This is a genomic window from Streptomyces sp. NBC_01549, from assembly GCF_026339955.1.
Taxonomy (GTDB): Bacteria; Actinomycetota; Actinomycetes; order Streptomycetales; family Streptomycetaceae; genus Streptomyces.
Genome location: NZ_JAPEPW010000001.1, coordinates 976,871 through 995,079 on the forward strand (window position 1 = coordinate 976,871; position 18,209 = coordinate 995,079).

General features: G+C 69.9%; 13 protein-coding genes. 4 read left to right on the forward strand and 9 right to left on the reverse strand.

Going from position 1 to position 18,209, the window contains the following annotated elements:
* Positions 1-20 precede the first annotated feature (20 nt).
* Complete coding sequence (locus tag OG819_RS04110; protein WP_266430897.1) at positions 21-617, reverse strand: hypothetical protein; 597 nt, start codon at positions 615-617, stop codon at positions 21-23.
* 251 nt (positions 618-868) lie between these two features.
* Complete coding sequence (gene proS, locus OG819_RS04115) at positions 869-2,284, reverse strand: proline--tRNA ligase (RefSeq protein ID WP_266648060.1); 1,416 nt, start codon at positions 2,282-2,284, stop codon at positions 869-871.
* A gap of 199 nt (positions 2,285-2,483) precedes the next feature.
* On the opposite strand from proS, the gene OG819_RS04120 reads away from it, so the two are divergent.
* Entirely contained in the window at positions 2,484-3,311 is an 828-nt protein-coding gene (locus OG819_RS04120) for a class I SAM-dependent methyltransferase (RefSeq protein ID WP_266648062.1), read from the forward strand.
* 52 nt (positions 3,312-3,363) lie between these two features.
* Here the strand turns inward: OG819_RS04120 and ftsH are convergent, their stop codons facing one another.
* The 6 genes from ftsH to OG819_RS04150 all read right to left on the reverse strand — a co-directional run bounded on the left by ftsH (position 3,364) and on the right by OG819_RS04150 (position 13,073).
* Positions 3,364-5,301: an ATP-dependent zinc metalloprotease FtsH gene (ftsH, locus tag OG819_RS04125; RefSeq protein ID WP_266648064.1), complete on the reverse strand. Its 1,938-nt coding sequence runs from the start codon at positions 5,299-5,301 to the stop codon at positions 3,364-3,366.
* A gap of 119 nt (positions 5,302-5,420) precedes the next feature.
* Positions 5,421-6,974, reverse strand: coding sequence for a signal recognition particle protein (gene ffh, locus OG819_RS04130; protein WP_266648066.1), 1,554 nt, complete (start codon positions 6,972-6,974; stop codon positions 5,421-5,423).
* A 135-nt stretch (positions 6,975-7,109) separates the two neighbouring features.
* On the reverse strand, positions 7,110-9,560 hold the full coding sequence (locus OG819_RS04135) for a [protein-PII] uridylyltransferase (RefSeq protein ID WP_266648067.1): 2,451 nt from the start codon (positions 9,558-9,560) through the stop codon (positions 7,110-7,112).
* Between the two features lie 27 nt (positions 9,561-9,587).
* Complete coding sequence (locus tag OG819_RS04140; RefSeq protein ID WP_123997477.1) at positions 9,588-9,926, reverse strand: P-II family nitrogen regulator; 339 nt, start codon at positions 9,924-9,926, stop codon at positions 9,588-9,590.
* Positions 9,923-11,260: an ammonium transporter gene (locus OG819_RS04145; RefSeq protein WP_266648068.1), complete on the reverse strand. Its 1,338-nt coding sequence runs from the start codon at positions 11,258-11,260 to the stop codon at positions 9,923-9,925. The genes OG819_RS04140 and OG819_RS04145 overlap by 4 nt, the downstream gene beginning before the upstream one ends.
* A gap of 337 nt (positions 11,261-11,597) precedes the next feature.
* The gene (locus OG819_RS04150; protein ID WP_266648069.1) at positions 11,598-13,073 is read right to left on the reverse strand and encodes a hypothetical protein; all 1,476 of its coding nucleotides are present in this window, start codon (positions 13,071-13,073) and stop codon (positions 11,598-11,600) included.
* A gap of 458 nt (positions 13,074-13,531) precedes the next feature.
* Between OG819_RS04150 and OG819_RS04155 the strand changes: the two genes are divergently transcribed.
* Positions 13,532-14,194: a bifunctional DNA primase/polymerase gene (locus OG819_RS04155; protein ID WP_266648071.1), complete on the forward strand. Its 663-nt coding sequence runs from the start codon at positions 13,532-13,534 to the stop codon at positions 14,192-14,194.
* A gap of 115 nt (positions 14,195-14,309) precedes the next feature.
* Here OG819_RS04155 and ftsY read toward each other — a convergent pair whose 3' ends face one another.
* On the reverse strand, positions 14,310-15,521 hold the full coding sequence (gene ftsY, locus OG819_RS04160; protein ID WP_266629032.1) for a signal recognition particle-docking protein FtsY: 1,212 nt from the start codon (positions 15,519-15,521) through the stop codon (positions 14,310-14,312).
* Positions 15,522-15,649: 128 nt separating this feature from the next.
* Here ftsY and OG819_RS04165 point away from each other — a divergent pair, with 128 nt between their 5' ends.
* Together OG819_RS04165 and OG819_RS04170 are read left to right on the forward strand one after the other, a co-directional pair.
* Positions 15,650-17,116: a cytosine permease gene (locus tag OG819_RS04165; RefSeq protein WP_266648073.1), complete on the forward strand. Its 1,467-nt coding sequence runs from the start codon at positions 15,650-15,652 to the stop codon at positions 17,114-17,116.
* A gap of 45 nt (positions 17,117-17,161) precedes the next feature.
* Positions 17,162-18,133 (forward strand): LLM class flavin-dependent oxidoreductase, encoded by a 972-nt coding sequence (locus OG819_RS04170; RefSeq protein WP_266430921.1) that lies wholly within the window; start codon positions 17,162-17,164, stop codon positions 18,131-18,133.
* Positions 18,134-18,209 lie beyond the last annotated feature (76 nt).

Here is an 18,209-nt window from a genome sequence, read left to right on the forward strand (position 1 = left end):
TGCCACGAGCAGCCGTCTTCTCAGCTCGCCGCAGCGCCCACGACCTCGGGGATGCGGAACGGCTGCCCGCACCCTCCGCACATGATCGGCGCCTGCGCCAGCACGGACGGGACGACCCGTACGTTGCGGCCGCAGTCGCAGACCGCCTTGACCCGGACGCCTCCTCCGGAGGAGCCGTGCCGGGCGGCCGGGCCCCGGAACGAGCGGGCCGTGTCGGCGGCGGTCGCGGCGGTGTGCGCCTTGAGGGCGCGTTGCAGCCGCTCGATCGTCGGGCGGTAGCGCCGCTTCGCCTCGGGGTTGAGTGTGACCAGGGAGAAGCCACTACTGGGGTGTGGCTCCTCCGGGTGGTCGAGGCCAAGCTCCTCGGCGATGGCGAGGAATCTGCGGTTGTGGTACCGGCCGGCGCGCGAAGTGTCGCGGACTCCGCGGGCGGCTGCGATGCCATGGACTGCCTCATGCAGCAGTCGTTCGAAGGAGAGTTCGTGTCCGCAGGCGGACGACGACTCTCCGATCAGGGACTCTGGCGCGGCAAGATCGGGCAGTTCGGGGTGGTGCCGCTGAATGTCGGCCCACGCCCCTGCCAGCTCTGCGGCGAGAACAGGTGGTGTCGTGCTCACGTAATGACAACGAGCCGGGGGGCCTCTGTGTTCCTATTCCGGGCCATCCCAAATAATTTGCACGTACCCGTCAGTTGCCGCTGATGCGTCCGGACGAGGGCGGGTGCGCTGATCTGCGGAGAAGCCTCACAGCTCACGCCAAGCCGGTACGTAGTAACACGTACGCCCCGACGCATAGACGATGTCCGCACACCGGGGCACCTGTGGTCATCAGATGCGCAAGAGGCGTTTCGGCCTCCCTGGGGGCCTACTTAATAAGCGCGTGCGACGACCGCGACGTTACCCGGTGCGTCGTCGGCGTCGGGCACCGACCCGTCCACGGCGACCAGACACCGTACGGTCACCGAGTGCTCGGCGAGCTCGGCCTCGCCCTGTTCTCCGAGCTCGGCCCACGGAATGCGCGCCCAGCCGCCGGCGACGGCCGCCTCGACGGCCTCCTGGATGGTCGACACCTCGGAAGTGCGGGACTCCCGGCGCTCACGCGACTGCTTCAGAAGCAGCGCCTGGTCCTCTTCGAGGACGGTGGGGAGCAGTTCCACCAGAGCGTCGATGGCGACCGGCTCCTTGCCGCCGGGGATACGGCGGGCCAGCATCGCCGTGCCGTTCTCCAGGTCACGGGGGCCGACCTCGACGCGGACGGGGACGCCCTTGAGCTCCCAGTCGACGGCGCGCCGTCCGAACGGGACGTCGGTGCGGTCGTCCACATGGACGCGCACACCCGCCGCCTTCAACCGGTCGCCGATTTCGCGGACCTTGGCCAGAACCGCTTCGTCGCCCTTGATCGCGAGGACGACGGCCTGGATCTGGGCGAGCCGCGGCGGGACGCGCAGTCCGTTGTCGTCGCCGTGCATCATCACCAGGGCGCCGATCATGCGGGTCGTCGAGCCCCAGGAGGTCTGCCAGACCAGCTCCTGCTTGCCTTCCTTCGACAGGTACCGGGTGTTGAAGGCCTTGGCGAAGTTCTGGCCCAGCTCGTGGCTCGTGGCCATCTGGAGGGCCTTGCCGTCGCCCATCATGCCTTCGAGCGTGAGGGTGTTGATGGCGCCGGCGAAGCGCTCCTTGGCGGTCTTGCGGCCGGGGACGACATCCATGCCGAGGACGTTCACCATGAAGTCCTCGTACACCTGGCGGTGGATGTGGGCGGCGAAGTCGCGGGCGTCCTCGTACGTGGCGTGCGCGGTGTGGCCCTCCTGCCAGAGGAACTCGGACGTCCGCAGGAAGAGGCGGGGCCGCAGCTCCCAACGGACCACGTTCGCCCACTGGTTGATCAGCAGCGGCAGGTCGCGGTAGCTCTGCACCCACTTCGAGAAGTAGTCGTTGATGATCATTTCGGAGGTGGGGCGGACGACCGCGGGCTCCTCCAGCTCCTTGCCGCCGCCGTGCGTGACCACCGCGAGCTCCGGTGCGAAGCCCTCGACGTGGTCGGCCTCCTTGGCGAGGTACGACTGCGGGATCAGCAAAGGGAAGTACGCGTTCTGGGTACCCGTCTCCTTGATGCGGGCGTCCATTTCCGCCTGCATCCGCTCCCACAGCCCGTACCCGTACGGCCGGATGACCATGGAGCCGCGCACCGGTCCGTTGTCGGCCAGCTCGGCCTTGGCGATCAAATCCTGGTACCAGCGCGGGAAGTCGTCCGCCTGGGGCGTGAGAACGGGTGCCTTTGCCATGGCGCGATGGTACGGGCACATGTTGCCGGAATGTGAATTCTTGTGCCGCGCGCAAACAGCGCGCAAGCAGCGCGCCACAACCCCTGGACGGCGCGACGAGTGCGGAGTTACCTGACATACGGGGGAAGAGCGAGCGCACTGCACGGGGGCAAGGGAAACGGGGCGCAGCGGCAACTCTCGGCGGATTGGGGCGCTTTCGATGACACCTACGCTCGTGCGGCAACACCTACCTCACGCGGCCGCGCCGCCCCGGGTGGATCCGTGTGCACGCGCGCGTGACTGGGCCGAGATCCAGGAGCGGATGCTGGTGCCGCTCTACGAAGCCGTCTACGAGCGGCTCGAAGTGGGCGGCGGGACACGGCTCCTCGGCCTGCGCTGCGGTACCGGGCTGGCCCTTCTGATGGCGGCCTCCCGGGGAGCGGCGGTGACCGGCGTCGACTCCTCGTCGCCCGAACGGGTGGCACTCGCGCGGGAACGGTTGCTGCCGGACGAGTGGGGCACACGCGCGCGTGCCGACGCCCGGATCGTGGAGGGGTCCCCCTCGGACCTCACCGACCCGGCGGCGGCCGCGTACACGCTGGTGACCGCGTTCGAGCCGATCGGGTGCGCGCCGGGGGACGCCGAGGAGCTCGGGGAGCTGCTGTCGGCGGCGACTCCGCTCGCCGAGCGGGGGGCGGCCGTGGTGCTGGTCGGATGGGGGCCGCCGGAGCGGTGTGCCACGTCCGCGGTGCTGCCGGGCGAGGGGTGCGGGCAGGCTCCTCGCCGGGACGACCTGGAGGACGTCGCCCAGCGGGCCGGGCTCCGGCCGGACGGATCCGGGCGGGTGGCGTGTCCCTTCGGGTACGCGGATGTGGAGAGTGCGGTGCGGGGGTTGTTGTCGACCGGGCTGTTCGACGCGGCGGTCGGTGCGACGGATGTGGTGCAGGTCGGCAAGGAGCTGACGGAGGCGCTGCATCCGTATCAGCGCGGGGACGGCACGGTGTGGATGCCGAACGTCTTCCGGTACCTGATCGCACGCACGGGCTGAGGTCGCCGGGTCTCGCCCCCGCCGCCCCTGAGAGGGCGTGCGGGCAACCGCCTCACACCTCCTCCTTCTTCAGGCGCGTCACACCCGCGATCCGGTAGGCCTGTGCCTCCTCCAGCGTCTCGTTCGCCAGCAGCGCCTCCGCGAGGGCGTTCAGCTGGTCGCGGTGGTCGCGGAGCTTCTGGCAGGCCTCCTCGTAGCACTCGTCGACGATGCGCCGCATCTCGTGGTCGATGGAGTCGAGGGTGGCCGGCGCGGCGGCGAGGCCGTAGGCCTGCTGGGCGTCGTTGGGGAGGGCGGAGAGACGGCCGACCCGGTCGCTCATGCCCCAGCGGGCGACCATGCCGCGAGCGAGGTTGGTGACCTGTTCGAGGTCGTTCTCGGAGCCGGTCGTGATGACCCCGTAGACGACGTGTTCGGCGGCCATGCCCCCCAGGGCACCGATGATCCGACCGCGCAGGTACTCCTCGGTGTACGAGTACCGGTCGGTGTCCGGTGTCGAGAGCGTGACGCCCAGCGCGCGCCCGCGCGGGACGATGGTGATCTTGCGAACCGGGTCGGCGCCCGGCTGCAGCATGCCGAGAAGGGCGTGGCCGCTCTCGTGGTACGCGGTCCGGCGGCGCTCCTCGTAGGGCATCACGAGGGAACGCTCCGCGCCGAGCTGCACCTTCTCCAGCGCCTCGGAGAGGTCCGTCGGCGCCACCTCGTCCTGCTTGCGCTTGACGGCGAGCAGCGCCGCCTCGTTGGCGAGGTTGGCCAGATCCGCGCCGGTCATGCCCGGCGTCGTGCGGGCCACCTGGGCCAGGTCCACTTCCGGGGACAGCGGGATATCGCGGGTGTGGATCCGCAGGATCGCCTCACGGCCACGGCGGTCGGGGGGCGCGACGTTGACGATCCGGTCGAAGCGGCCGGGGCGGGTCAGTGCCGGGTCCAGGATGTCCGCACGGTTCGTCGCCGCGATGACGATGACGCCCTCGAAGCCCGAGAAGCCGTCCATCTCGGTGAGGATCTGGTTCAGGGTCTGCTCGCGCTCGTCGTGGCCGCCCATCGCCGAGCCGCCGGCCCGGGCCCGTCCGATGGTGTCGATCTCGTCGATGAAGATGATCGAAGGGGCCACTTTCCTGGCCTCGGCAAAGAGCTCACGGACCCGGGACGCGCCCACGCCCACGATCATCTCGATGAACTCCGATGCCGAGGCCGAGAAGAACGGAACGCCCGCCTCTCCCGCCACGGCCCGCGCGAGCAGGGTCTTTCCCGTGCCGGGCGCACCCGCGAGGAGCACACCTCTGGGCATCTTCGCGCCCATCCTGCGGTACGCGTCCGGATTCTTGAGGAAGTCGACGACGTCGTTCAGTTCGCCCTCGACCTCGTCGATTCCGGCCACGTCGGCGAAGGTCGTGCGCTGGGCGCCGGGCTGCAGTTCGACCGGTTTCGGGGGTGCCTTGCGGTGGAGCATGCCGCCCGGGCCGCCGAAGCCGGCCCGCAACCGTCGGGCGAAGAAGATCCACAGCAGCACCAGGAACACGATCGGGACCAGGGAGAGCAGCAGGTTGGAAAGGAAGCTGCGCTGCTGGACCACGGGTGAGGCGGTCACCGTGACGTGGCGTTTCTCCAGGTTCTGCCAGAGCTTGTCGTCCGCGAAGGACGGGCGCTGGGTCTTGAACTTGGTGTACTTCCCACCGCCGTCCGGATTGACCTTGGCGCTCTTGAGCTCGCCCTGGATGGCGTCGCCCTTGGAGTAGATCTTGCCGATGTTGTCGCTGTCCACCTGCTTGCTGAACTCCGTGTACGAGATCGTCGGCTCGTTGCCCTCGTTGTAGAAGGACAGCACCAGGACGGCGATCACGAACAGGACCACGGCAGCGGCGATCAGGCCTATCCAGCCGCCGGGCATCTTCCTTTTCCCGGAGGGTGGACCGGTCGACTCCGGTGGCGTTCCCTCGGTACGCCACGGTTGGTCAGGGTCCTTGCGCGGCGGCACAGGGTTGCTCATATTAGGACGTTACGACACGAGATGCCTGCCAGCATGCGCAGAAAAACCACTGGGGGCACCCCTCCGGCGAGGGGCGCCCCCAGTGACGTACGAGAACGACCCCGTACGGAAACGAACCGTCAGCCCATGAACTTCTTGAACTCGTCCGGCAGCTCGAAGTCCTGAGCCTGCTGCCCGGCGGGCAGACCGAAGGCGCCGCCCGACTGGGCACCGGCCTCACGGCGCGCCGCGGCCTCGTCCTCCTGCTGCTTGCGCTTCATCGGGTTGCCGGAGCGCTGCTTGCCCTTGGCGACCTTCTGCTTCTTCTTGGCGCGGCCGGGGCCGCCGCCCATGCCCGGGATCCCGGGCATTCCCGGCATGCCGCCGCCCTGGGCCATGCGGGACATCATCTTGCGGGCCTCGAAGAAGCGCTCCACCAGGTTCTTGACCGCGCTGACCTCGACACCCGAGCCCTTGGCGATACGGGCGCGGCGCGAGCCGTTGATGATCGTCGGTTCCTGGCGCTCGCCCGGCGTCATCGACTTGATGATGGCGGCCGTACGGTCGACGTCGCGCTCGTCGAGGTTGTTGATCTGATCCTTGATCTGGCCCATGCCCGGGAGCATGCCGAGCAGCTTGCTGATGCTGCCCATCTTCCTGACCTGCTCCATCTGGGCCAGGAAGTCGTCCAGGGTGAAGTCCTGGCCCTTCTTGGACGCCAGCTTGGAGGCCATCTTCTCGGCCTCTTCTTGGCTGAACGTCTTCTCCGCCTGCTCGATCAGTGTGAGCAGGTCACCCATGTCGAGGATGCGGGAGGCCATCCGGTCCGGGTGGAAGGCGTCGAAGTCGTCCAGCTTCTCGCCGTTCGACGCGAACATGATCGGCTTGCCGGTGACCGAGGCGATGGAGAGCGCGGCACCACCGCGGGCGTCACCGTCGAGCTTCGACAGGACGACGCCGTCGAAGCCGACGCCGTCGCGGAAGGCCTCGGCCGTGTTGACCGCGTCCTGACCGATCATCGCGTCGACGACGAAGAGGATCTCGTCCGGGGAGACGACGTCGCGGATGTCCGCGGCCTGCTGCATCATCTCCTGGTCGATGCCGAGGCGGCCGGCGGTGTCCACGATCACGATGTCGTGGACCTTGGTCTTCGCGAACTCCATGGAGTCCTTGGCGACCTTGACCGGGTCGCCGACGCCGTTGCCCGGCTCGGGGGCGTAGACGGCCACACCGGCGCGCTCGGCGACGACGCTGAGCTGGCCCACGGCGTTCGGGCGCTGGAGGTCGGCGGCGACCAGGAGCGGGGAGTGGCCCTGGTCCTTGAGCCACTTGCCGAGCTTTCCGGCGAGCGTGGTCTTACCGGCGCCCTGCAGACCCGCGAGCATGATCACGGTGGGCGGGTTCTTGGCGAACCGCAGGCGGCGGGTCTCGCCGCCGAGGATCGTGACGAGCTCGTCGTTCACGATCTTCAGGACCTGCTGGGCAGGGTTGAGGGCCTTGGAGACCTCGCTCCCGAGTGCCCTCTCCTTCACGTTCTTGATGAACGTCCGGACGACCGGCAGGGCCACATCGGCTTCAAGGAGCGCGATACGGATCTCGCGGGCCGTGGCGTCGATGTCCGCCTCGGAGAGCCGGCCTTTCCCGCGGAGGTTTTTGAAAGTCGCGCTCAGGCGGTCTGAGAGGGTATCGAACACGGTGGCGTCGGTCCTCGGAGTCGGGGGCGGTTGGGTTGCCCTCCAGGGTATCTGCCCGAAAAGGGTTGGTGGCCCCTGCCCGGTGTGAATACCGGACAGGGACCGCGTTCTGTGAACGCGGACAGGACCGCGAGGTCACCCCCGCAGCATCTCCTCCAGCCCACGCGCCACCGAGACCACCTCCTCCGCCGGCAGGGGCGCGCCCTTGGGGCCGGTGACGTAGAAGGCGTCCACGGCGTTGGCACCGAGGGTGGACACGTGCATGCTGCGCACCCGTACGCTCGCTTCCTCCAGGGCCCGGCCGATGCGGTGCAGCAGGCCAGGAGCGTCGTGGGCGCGGACCTCGATGACCGTCGCGTGGCGGGAGGCGGCCGAGGCGACCGTCACCCTGGGCGGCGGCGCGATCGTGCCCCGGCGGCGCGGATAGGCGGCGTCGCGCTCCGCGAGCCGGGCCGCGATGTCCAGGGACCCGTCCAGGGCGCGCACGAGGTCGGCGCGCAGCCGGGCGGCCTGGGGTAGGGAGCCGTACTCGGCGGCGACCCGCCAGTTGAGCAGCAGCACCGAGCCCTCGACGCCGTCGGGCAGGTCCAGGGCACGCAGCTCGGCCGTGCGCACGGTCAGGCGGTGCATCGCGAGGACACCAGCGACCGTGGGGAGCACTCCGGGCTGGTCGGGTACGGCGATGAGCAGTTCGACGCCCAGGGGCTCCGGATCGCCGGTGGGTTCCTCCTCGGTGGGCGGTTCGGTCTGTGCGCGCAGTGCCAGTACGGGCCCGCCGGTGCGCAGCGCCTCGATGGCGAGCCGCTCCTGCTCGGCCGTGGGCGCGGTGGCCTCCGGCTCCTCGGGGACGTCTCCGGCGAGCACGGCGGCGACCCGCTTGACCAGGTCGGCGACGAGGGATCCGCGCCAGGAGGACCAGGCCGCAGGCCCGGTGGCCAACGCGTCCGCCTCGGTGAGGGCGTGCAGCAGCTCGAGGGTGCCCTGCGATCCGACGGCCTCGGCGACCGAGCGGACGGTCGCCGGGTCCTCCAGGTCGCGCCGGGTCGCGGTGTCGATGAGCAGCAGGTGGTGGCGTACGAGGGTGGAGAGCACCGCCACGTCCGCACGGTCGAAGCCGATGCGGGCGGCCACGTCCCGGGCGATGATCTCGCCCGCGACGGAGTGGTCGCCGGGCCAGCCCTTGCCGATGTCGTGCAGCAGGGCGGAGACGAGGAGGAGGTCGGGGCGGCCCACCCGCCGGGTGAGTTCGGAGGCGCGGACGGCCGTCTCGATCAGGTGGCGGTCGACGGTCCAGATGTGCACGGCGTTGCGCTGCGGGCGGCAGCGCACGCGTTCCCAGTCGGGCAGGAGCCGGGTGATCAGGCCCTCGGCCTCCAGTGCCTCCCAGACCTCGATGGTCGGGCGGCCCGAGCCGAGGAGCGTGACGAGCTGTTCCCGGGCCTCGGCGGGCCAGGGTGTGGGCAGTGGGCGCGCGACGGCTGCCATGCGCCGTACGGCGTGCAGGGAGAGCGGGAGCCCGGCCTGTGCGGCGGCGGCCGCGGCACGCAGCGGGAGCACGGGGTCGCGCTCGGGCCGTGCGGCGCGGGCGAGCACCACCTCGCCGTCCATCTCGACCACGCCCTCGGCGAGCGGTGAGCGCTCCGCGGCGGGCTTGGGCCCGCCGCCGAGCATGGCGCGCAGCCGCGGCCGCACGGCGCGCGACTTGAGCACGCGCCCCACCTCGCGCCAGGTGACGTCACTGGCGTACGAGACGACGCGCGCGGCCTCGTACACCTGGCGCAGAAGGGTGTCGGCGTCCAGGAGTCCGAGTTCGGCGGCGACCTGGTCCTGCTCCTGGAGCGCGAGGCGGTCGGTGGCGCGGCCGGTGGTCAGGTGGAGGGCGTCGCGGACGTCGAGGAGCCTGCGGCGGGCGTCCGCGAGGCCCTCACGGGGCGCGTCCGCGAGCCAGGAGGCGGCGACGGCGCGCAGGGCGGTGGCGTCGCGCAGGCCGCCGCGGGCCTCCTTCAGGTCGGGTTCCAGCAGGTACTGCAGCTCGCCCTGGCGCTCGGCGCGCTCCGCGCACAGCTCCTGGAGTTCGGGGAGACGTTTCGGCGCCTGGTTGCGCCAGTCGGCGAGGACGGCCGTCCGCAGTCCGGCGGTGAGGCCGAGGTCGCCCGCGATGTGGCGGGCGTCCAGCAGGCCGAGCTGCACCTTGAGGTCGTCGCCCGCGGTCTTACGTGCCTCACCCGGCGTACGGACCGAGTGGTCGAGGGCCAGGCCGAGGTCCCAGATGGGGTACCAGACGCGGTCGGCGAGGGCGGCGACCGCGCCCGAGTCACCGCCGTCGTGCAGGAGCAGCAGGTCGAGATCGCTGCGTGGGGAGAGTTCACCGCGGCCGTAGCCGCCGACGGCGACGAGTGAGACACCGCGCAGTCCCTCGGCTCCCGCGCCGAACAGGCCGGTCAGCCACTCGTCCGTGAGTTCGGCGAGGGCAGCACGGCGCGGCGGCCCGGACTGCGCCCCCTCCTGGAGGAGGCGCAGCCGGGCCGCCGCGTAGCCGCTGGGTCCCGAGTCCTCTGCTTCCGTGCGCATCTCCGTACTCGTCACCCAGTGGCTCCTGTTCTGATCTTCTGTTTAGAGCGCGTCCGGGCCGCGCTCGCCGGTCCGGACCCGGACGGCCGTCTCGACCGGGAGGGACCACACCTTGCCGTCACCGATCTTGCCGGTGCGGGCCGCCTTCACGATGACGTCGATCAGCTGCTCGGTGTCGTCGTCCTCGGCCAGCACCTCGATGCGGATCTTGGGGACGAGGTCGACGGTGTACTCGGCACCACGGTAGACCTCGGTGTGTCCCCGCTGCCGACCGTAACCGCTGGCCTCCGTGACCGTCAGACCGTGCACCCCGAAGGCCTGCAGGGCCTCCTTGATCTCGTCGAGCCGGTGGGGCTTCACGACGGCGGTGATGAGCTTCATGCGTCCACCTTCTTGCTCTCCGTACCCGCGAGGGCGGAAACCGAGCCGCCGACGATGCCGCCGCCCGCTCCACTGAAGTCGTATGCGGTCTCCGCGTGCTCGGCCTGGTCGATGCCCGCGATCTCCTCGTCCTCGGTGACCCGCATGCCCATCGTCTTGTCGATGATGTAGGCGAGGATCGCGGAGACGACCAGGGAGTAGCCGAGGACGGCGAAGACACCGGCGCACTGCTTCCAGAACTGGGTGAGACCGCCACCGTAGAAGAGGCCTTCGACCGTGGACTGGCCCTTGCCGCTGGCGAAGAAGCCGATCAGCAGGGAGCCGATGACACCGCCGACGAGGTGCACGCCGACCACGTCGAGGGAGTCGTCGTAGCCGAACTTGTACTTGAGGCCCACCGCCATGGCGCACACGACACCGGCGATGGCGCCGACGGCGATCGCGCCGAGCGGCGAGACCGCACCACCGGACGGGGTGATGGCGACCAGACCGGCGACCGCGCCGGAGGCGGCGCCCAGCGTGGTGAACGCGCCGTGGCGGATCTTCTCGTAGATGAGCCAGGCCAGCATGGCGGCCGCGGTGGCGATCTGCGTGTTGACGAACATCAGCGCGCCGACGCCGTCGTCGTTGCCGAGCCACGAGCCGGCGTTGAATCCGAACCAGCCGAACCACAGCAGACCGGAGCCGAGCATCACCAGCGGGAGGCTGTGCGGACGCATCGGGTCCTTCTTGAAGCCGACGCGCTTGCCGATGACGAGGATCACGCCGAGCGCCGCGGCACCCGCGTTGATGTGGACCGCCGTACCACCGGCGAAGTCGATCACGCCCAGGTCGAAGGCCCATCCGCCGGTGCCCCAGACCCAGTGGGCGACCGGGAAGTAGACGACCGTGGCCCACAGCGCGATGAACAGCGACCACGCCGTGAACTTCACCCGGTCCGCCAGCGCACCGCTTATCAGCGCGGGCGTGATGATGGCGAACATCAGCTGGAAGACCATGAAGACGAAGATCGGGATGGTGTAGCCCGGCCACAGCTCCGTCAGGCCGATGTTGCTGAGGCCGACCCAGTCCGAGGTCCAGCCGATGAACGAACCCTTGTCCGTGCCGAAGGCGAGGGAGAAGCCGTACAGCACCCACAGGATCGTGACGATCCCCATGCTGATGAAGCTCATCATCAGCATGTTCAGGGTGCTCTTGACACGGACCATGCCTCCGTAGAAGAAGGCGAGGCCGGGGGTCATGATCAGCACCAGGGCGGAGCAGATGAGCATGAACCCGGTGTTGGCGGCCGAGAGCTTGGGAGCTTCTGCGGCTAGCGTGATGGCTGGTGCCATCGGCGTCTCCTCGTCGTTGGTACGGCCCCGTGCGGGCGAAGCCTGAGCGGTCATGAGGGGTGGGCCGGTTATGCGCCATGAGATTGACGCAGCGCGGTTTCCGTCGACGCCCCTCGATGTTTCGCCGCAGTGACGAAGGCACCTCGTGTGTTACGCGTCCATGAACTGCCTGATGCCGGGCGGAGCGATCGTTATCGTGGCGCAACCTTCCCAGAAGGCAAACAAACCGGCCACGGCTGGTCGTCCGATGACCTGGCATGGGGGAGCCGAGTCGGGCAGTTCGGGACGACCGGCCGTGGCCGGGGTACTGGGATCGGACCGCTTGCGCGGCCCGGGCTCAGACCGCTTGCGCGGTCTCCGGAAGGTCGACGGCGAGCTGCTCGGTGAGGTCCACGACCTCGGCGAGGTCACCGAAGTCACGGACGGCCGTGTCGACCGTCTTTCGGATACGAGTGTTGACGCGCTCGGAGCGCACCTTCTTGGCGATCGCCATCGCATCCTTGGCCAATACCGCACTCTGCTCGGGCTCGCGCCGCAGCAGGTGCACGGTGGCCATGCCGATGAGATTGAGTGCGTACGAACGCTGGTGCTCGCCGTCCTTGGCGAAGAGGTCGACGGCCCGCTGCATCAGGGGCTCGGCGAGCGAGGCGTACGTGGGACTGCGGCCCGCGACATAGGCCAGGTCCCGGTAGGAGTGCGAGTTCTCGCCGTGCAGCTCGGCCGGCGAGAAGAAGCGGATCCAGTCGGGGTCCGGGTCGTCCCACTCGTGAACGTCCTCGAAGCTGTCCTCGGCCATCCGGACGGCCCGCTTGCACTTTCCGGGCTGGCCCATGTTCGCGTAGGCGCGGGCCTCCATCGCATACAGCATGGACTGGGTGCGCGGGCTCGCGCAGTCACGACTTCCGTACTGCGCCAGGTGAATGAGTTCGAGCGCGTCGTCGGGCCGGCCGAGGTGGATCATCTGGCGGCTCATGCTGGAGAGGATGTACGAGCCCAGCGGCTTGTCGCCCGCTTCCTTGGCGGCGTGCAGGGCGAGCACGAAGTACTTCTGCGCGGTGGGCTGCAGTCCCACGTCGTAGCTCATCCAGCCCGCCAGCTCGGCGAGCTCGGCGGCGACCTTGAACAGGCGTTTGCTGGTCGCCCCGGGCTGCGGCTCCTGGAGCAGGTCGGTCACCTCGTGCAGCTGGCCGACGACCGCCTTGCGGCGCAGGCCGCCGCCGCACTGGGCGTCCCACTGGCGGAACATCACCGTGGTGGACTCCAGGAGGTCCAGCTCGGGCTGGGAGAGCCGGCCGGGGCGGCGGGCGGCGGCCGGGGACTCGGGCTCCTCCTGGGGCGCGACGGGCGAGGGCACCAGCCAGCGCTGCATGGGTTCGATGAGGGCCGGGCCCGCGGCGAGGGCCAGCGAGCTGCCGAGGAAGCCGCGCCGCGCCAGCATCAGGTCACTGCGCGAGTACTCGCTGATCAGCGCCACGGTCTGGGGGCCGGTCCAGGGCAGGTCGACACCCGACACGGACGGTGACTGGTGGGCGGCGCGCAGACCGAGGTCCTCGACGGCGACCACACAGCCGAACCGCTCGGAGAACAGCTCGGACAGGATCCGCGGAATCGGCTCGCGCGGATTCTCGCCGTCCAGCCAGCGGCGCACCCGGGAGGTGTCCGTGGAGATGTGATTGGCCCCCAACTGGCGGGCCCTTCGGTTCACTTGCCGCGCCAGCTCGCCCTTCGACCAGCCACTGCGCACGAACCACGAGCCCAACAGCTCATTCGGGCGCTTGTCAGCGTTCATACCGCTTCCGCCGTTGCCGCCCACTGGAACGCCCCCATCCCTGAGACCACTTGTACGCTGCGTGCGCCAAGCCCTATCAGAATGCCGGTAAATACGGCCGCACGTCCGGTAGTTCTCACCCTTCGAACGGGAAGCCGACTTGCCTCCGGCATACCCACGAGTGCATACGTCCCCAGGGCTCGTGCACTCAAAGTAATCCTACGATCACGCGTCCAGCCATGGCGATCCCGGAAACGCCACCATTCGCCACCCCTTCGAATGAACTCCGGATCACCTGTACGCGATTCACTTGACATAGGGCAGCCAGAAGTGGCGGAACGATGCATTCGGGGGCGCACGCCGCCGAGCGCACCACCCAGGACACTTCCAGACGCCGCCAGGATCGCGTCGGCAGCCACGCGACACCCGGAGACATGAACACACTGAGTGACGCGCCGCGTTCATCGCGTAACCATCGGCACGTCGGACCCGTTGGAGGGGGCATGGGCTTCACGATCGGCAGCAGTCGGGGGATGCGCGAAAGCCGGCCCGGCACCCGTCGCCGCGGCCGCTCGTCGGAGTGCACCGCCGTGGCCGAGTTCACCGGGCTGTGGGGCTGGGACGTGGTCCCCGGCGCCCGGGCCGCCGCGGGCACGTGCTCGTGCGGCAGGACCGACTGCCCCGCGCCGGGGGCGCATCCGCTGGACTTCGCGCCATTGCTCGAAGCGGGCGCCACCCTCGACGAGGTCTCCGAGACCTGGAGCGAGTTCCCCGGTGCCGCGGTGATGCTGCCGGTCGGCCGCGCGTTCGATGTGATCGAGGTCGCCGAGGCCGCCGGGCGCCGCGCGCTGGTCCGCCTGGAGCGGATGGGGCTGCCCACCGGGCCGGTCACCGCGACCCCGGACGGCCGGGCCCACTTCTTCCTCGCCCCCGGCGCCGCGGCCGAGCTCCCCGAGCTGCTCTACCGGATGGGCTGGGACGACGCCTCCCTCGACCTGCACGGCCTCGGCCCCGGTACGTACGTCACCGCCCCGCCCTCCGACCGCGCCGGCCTCGGCCCGGTCCGCTGGCTGCGCTCCCCCGCCCTGGACTCGGCGACGAAGCCGCCGCAGGCACGGTTGCTGCTGGGGACGCTGGCGTATGTGGCGCACCGGTCGCGCGCGTAGCCCTTGCCGCTGCCGCTGCCGCTGCCGAGATGACCGACACATGACGAAGCGCCCGCCTCCAACTGCACCTTGGGGGCGAGCGCTTCTTGCAACCTGCTGAACGTCAGTAGGCTGACTACTCTCCGATAAGGGCGTCAACGAACGCCTCCGGCTCGAACGGCGCCAGATCGTCCGCGCCCTCGCCCAGACCCACCAGCTTGACCGGCACCCCCAGCTCGCGCTGGACCGCGATCACGATGCCGCCCTTCGCGGTGCCGTCGAGCTTGGTCAGCACGATGCCGGTGATGTCGACGACCTCGGCGAAGACGCGGGCCTGCACCAGACCGTTCTGGCCGGTCGTGGCGTCGAGGACGAGCAGCACCTCGTCGAGCGGGGCGTGCTTCTCGACGACACGCTTGACCTTGCCGAGCTCGTCCATGAGGCCGGTCTTGGTGTGAAGTCGTCCGGCGGTGTCGATGAGGACGACGTCGGCACCCTCCTCGATGCCCTCCTTGACCGCGTCGAAGGCGATCGAGGCGGGGTCGCCGCCCTCGGGGCCGCGCACGGTACGGGCGCCCACGCGCTCGCCCCAGGTCTGCAGCTGGTCGGCGGCGGCGGCGCGGAAGGTGTCGGCGGCGCCGAGCACCACGTTCTTGCCGTCGGCGACGAGTACACGGGCGAGCTTGCCGGTGGTGGTGGTCTTCCCGGTGCCGTTGACACCGACGACCATCACGATGCCCGGGGTGTCGAGAGGCGAGTCGGTCTTGACCTCCCGGTCGAACTCGGGGACGAGGAGCTGCAGCAGCTCCTCGCGCAGCAGGGTGCGCAGCTCGTCGTGCGTTCGCGTACCGAGCACCTTCACGCGCTCACGCAGCCGCTCGACCAGCTCCTGAGTGGGCTGCACGCCGACGTCGGCGGTGAGCAGGGTGTCCTCGATCTCCTCCCAGGTGTCCTCGTCGAGGTGCTCGCGCGAGAGGAGCGTGAGCAGCCCCTTGCCGAGCGCGTTCTGCGAGCGGGAGAGGCGGGCACGCAGCCGCACCAGGCGCCCGGCGGTCGGCTCCGGGATCTCGATCGCGGGAGCTTCGACAATGGGCGAGGGTTCCTCGACGGCGACCGGCGCCGTCGCCGAGCCGTCGGGGAGATCCACCTCCTCTATCGTCCGGCGCGCCTCGTCGCGCGGGGTCTCGGCCTCGTCGCCGACGTGCGGTTCGGCCGGAGGGGCGGTGATGTCGGGCGTCGTGGGGGGCGCCGGGGGCAGCGGCTTCCTGCGGCGACTGCCGATGAGGAGCCCGCCGAGTGCGCCGATCACGACCACGGCGATGACTACAGCAAGGATGACGGTTTCCATAACGCTCCCCAGTATCAGCCATCCCCCTCTCCGGAGGGATTCTCCGTGTCATCGGAGGGATTCCGTGGCTTCCTCCGAGAACATGCATCGTAAAAGCATAAAAACAAGACAAAGTATGCTTAATTTCCATGAGGACCACCGACCGCTCCGATGGCGCCCTCGACACACACGCGCACCACGTTCTGGAAACCCGGGGCATCGAGCCCGTCCCCGACTCCGAGCGGCACGCGAAGACCCGCGAACTCCTTCCCACCTGGATCGCCGCCAACATCACCGTCCTGCTGCCGGCCATGGGCGCGACCCTGGCCGTCGCCTACGGACTCAACTTCTGGCAGGCCCTGGTCGTCGGCCTCGCGGCGCCGATCCTGTCGTACGGCCTGGTGGGTCTGGTCGGCATCGCGGGCAAGCGGGGCGGCGCTCCCGGTATGACCCTGTCCCGCGCGGTCTTCGGCCAGCGCGGAAATCTGCTGCCGGGTTCGTTGATCTGGATCGCCCGCTGGGGCTGGGAGACGATCAACGCGGTGACTGGCTCCTACGCCCTGCTCACCGTCCTGAACGTGGTCTTCGGCATCAGGAGCAACACGTTCCTGATCGTCGCGACGCTGCTGTTCTTCGTGGTCGCGACGTTCGCGATCTCGGGCCTCGGCATCAGCGCCGTCCGGACGTGCAGCAGGTGGGCGACGTGCCTCTTCGGCGGCTTCTCCGTGCTCGTTCTCGGACATCTCGTCGCGGACACGGACTGGGGCAGTGTCTTCGGGCGGCCCGCGGGCCCTGCCTCCCTGATGATCACGGGGGTCGGTCTGATCGCGGCGGGCGGCATCAGCTGGGCGCCGACGGCGCCGGACTTCACGCGCTATCTGCCGCGTACGGCCTCGTCGGCGGCGATCGTCCGCAACTCCGTGGGCGGCGCCGGCATCGTCGTACTCCCCCTGATCCTGATGGGCGCCGTGATGGCGGTCTCGACGCCGGGCCTGGCCTCGACCGCCGACCCGGTCTCCTTCCTCGGCGCGACCCTGCCGCTGTGGATCGCGGTGCCCTACCTGCTCATCGCCCTGGTCGGCGTTCTGCTGATCAACGCGATGTCGATGTACTCGGCGGGCTTCACCGCACAGACCCTCGGCATCAAGGTGCCGCGGCAGTGGGCGGTCCTGGTCAACGCCGTGATCTCGCTGGTCCTCGGCGGCGTCCTGATGCTGGTGGCGACCTCCTTCGCGAGCTCGTTCATCGCGTTCCTGTCGCTGCTCGCGGTCGCGTTCTCGGCCTGGGTCGGCGTCTTCGGCGCGGACATGGTGCGCCGCGTGGAGTACGACGCCAAGGCCCTGCTCGACACCACGCGCACCAGTGCCTACTGGTACCGGGGCGGCTTCAGCCCGGCCGCGGTCGCCGCGTGGGCGCTGGGGCTCGGCTCGGGCCTGCTGTTCACCACGTCCGACTGGTTCACGGGTCCGCTGGCGTCGAACAACCCCGTCGGCGAGTACGGCCTCGGCTGGGTGGCGACCAGCGCGGTCTCCTTCCTGCTGTACGTGGTGCTGCCGAAGCCCGCGGTGGCGCCCGCGGCGCAGCCCGCGAAAGGTTCCGCGACTATGGCTGTCTGACGCCCTGTCAGCTACCGTCCCCCTCCACACCGAAGGGGGGCTTCCATGCCCGTAACCGTCGTGCGCTTCAACCTCGTCGACCCCGCCGCCACCCCCGCGTCGCTGAGCGCCCGCTACAAGGCGGCCATCGAGATGTCCGCCTACGCCGACGACCGCGGCATCACCACCGTGCAGACCGAGGAACACCACGGCGTCGCCAACAACTGGCTGCCCTCGCCGTTCGCGTTCGCGGGCGCGGTCTTCGGAGCGACCCGCCACCTCGCCGTCACCGTCTCCGCGGTCATCGGCCCGCTGCACGATCCGCTGCGCCTCGCCGAGGACATCGCCGTACTCGACCTGCTCAGCGGCGGCCGCCTCGTCACCGTCGCGGGCATCGGCTACCGGCCCGAGGAGTACGCCCTGTTCGACGTCGACTGGAAGCGGCGCGGGGCACTCCAGGACGAGCTCCTGGAGACGGTGCTGAAGGCGTGGACCGGCGAGGAGTTCACCTACCGGGACCGTACGGTACGCGTCACACCGCGCCCGTTCTCCGATCCGCACCCCCTGCTGCTGGTCGGCGGTTCGTCCAGGGCCGCGGCCCGGCGCGCCGCCCGGCTCGGGCTCCCGTTCTTCCCCAGCGCGCACCTCCCCGAGCTGGAGGCGTACTACAAGGAGCGGCTCGTCGAGTACGGCACCGAGGGCTGGACCATGATGCCCGCCGCCGAGACCCCGCTGCTGCACATCGCCGAGGACCCGGACCGGGCGTGGGCCGAGTACGGCGGGCACTTCCTGCACGAGGCGCGGACGTACGCCTCCTGGCAGTCCGGTGACATCCGCTCGGCGGTGAAGTCGGCGGCCACGACGGTGGAGGAACTGCGCGCGGAGGGCGTGTACCGGATCCTCACGCCCGACCAGTGCGTGGCGCAGGGTCTCGACAACCACGTGCTGCACCCGCTGTCCGGCGGGATGCCGATCGACGAGGGCTGGCGCAGCCTGCACCTGTTCTGCGAAGACGTACTGCCCCGGCTCGGGGAGTGAGCCGGGGCAGTACGTCTTACGGGTACGAGGAGAGGGGCAGCGGGGACTTGGCCCTTCTCCTCGAGTCTCGGGGCCT

What these genes read in the sequence shown, in the direction of transcription:
- OG819_RS04165 (WP_266648073.1), top strand. Translation starts at nt 15,650, where the DNA reads ATGAGGACCACCGACCGCTCCGATGGCGCCCTCGACACACACGCGCAC.
- ftsY (WP_266629032.1), bottom strand. Translation starts at nt 15,521, where the DNA reads ATGGAAACCGTCATCCTTGCTGTAGTCATCGCCGTGGTCGTGATCGGC.
- OG819_RS04155 (WP_266648071.1), top strand. Translation starts at nt 13,532, where the DNA reads ATGGGCTTCACGATCGGCAGCAGTCGGGGGATGCGCGAAAGCCGGCCC.
- ftsH (WP_266648064.1), bottom strand. Translation starts at nt 5,301, where the DNA reads ATGAGCAACCCTGTGCCGCCGCGCAAGGACCCTGACCAACCGTGGCGT.
- OG819_RS04145 (WP_266648068.1), bottom strand. Translation starts at nt 11,260, where the DNA reads ATGGCACCAGCCATCACGCTAGCCGCAGAAGCTCCCAAGCTCTCGGCC.
- proS (WP_266648060.1), bottom strand. Translation starts at nt 2,284, where the DNA reads ATGGCAAAGGCACCCGTTCTCACGCCCCAGGCGGACGACTTCCCGCGC.
- OG819_RS04120 (WP_266648062.1), top strand. Translation starts at nt 2,484, where the DNA reads ATGACACCTACGCTCGTGCGGCAACACCTACCTCACGCGGCCGCGCCG.
- OG819_RS04170 (WP_266430921.1), top strand. Translation starts at nt 17,162, where the DNA reads ATGCCCGTAACCGTCGTGCGCTTCAACCTCGTCGACCCCGCCGCCACC.
- OG819_RS04140 (WP_123997477.1), bottom strand. Translation starts at nt 9,926, where the DNA reads ATGAAGCTCATCACCGCCGTCGTGAAGCCCCACCGGCTCGACGAGATC.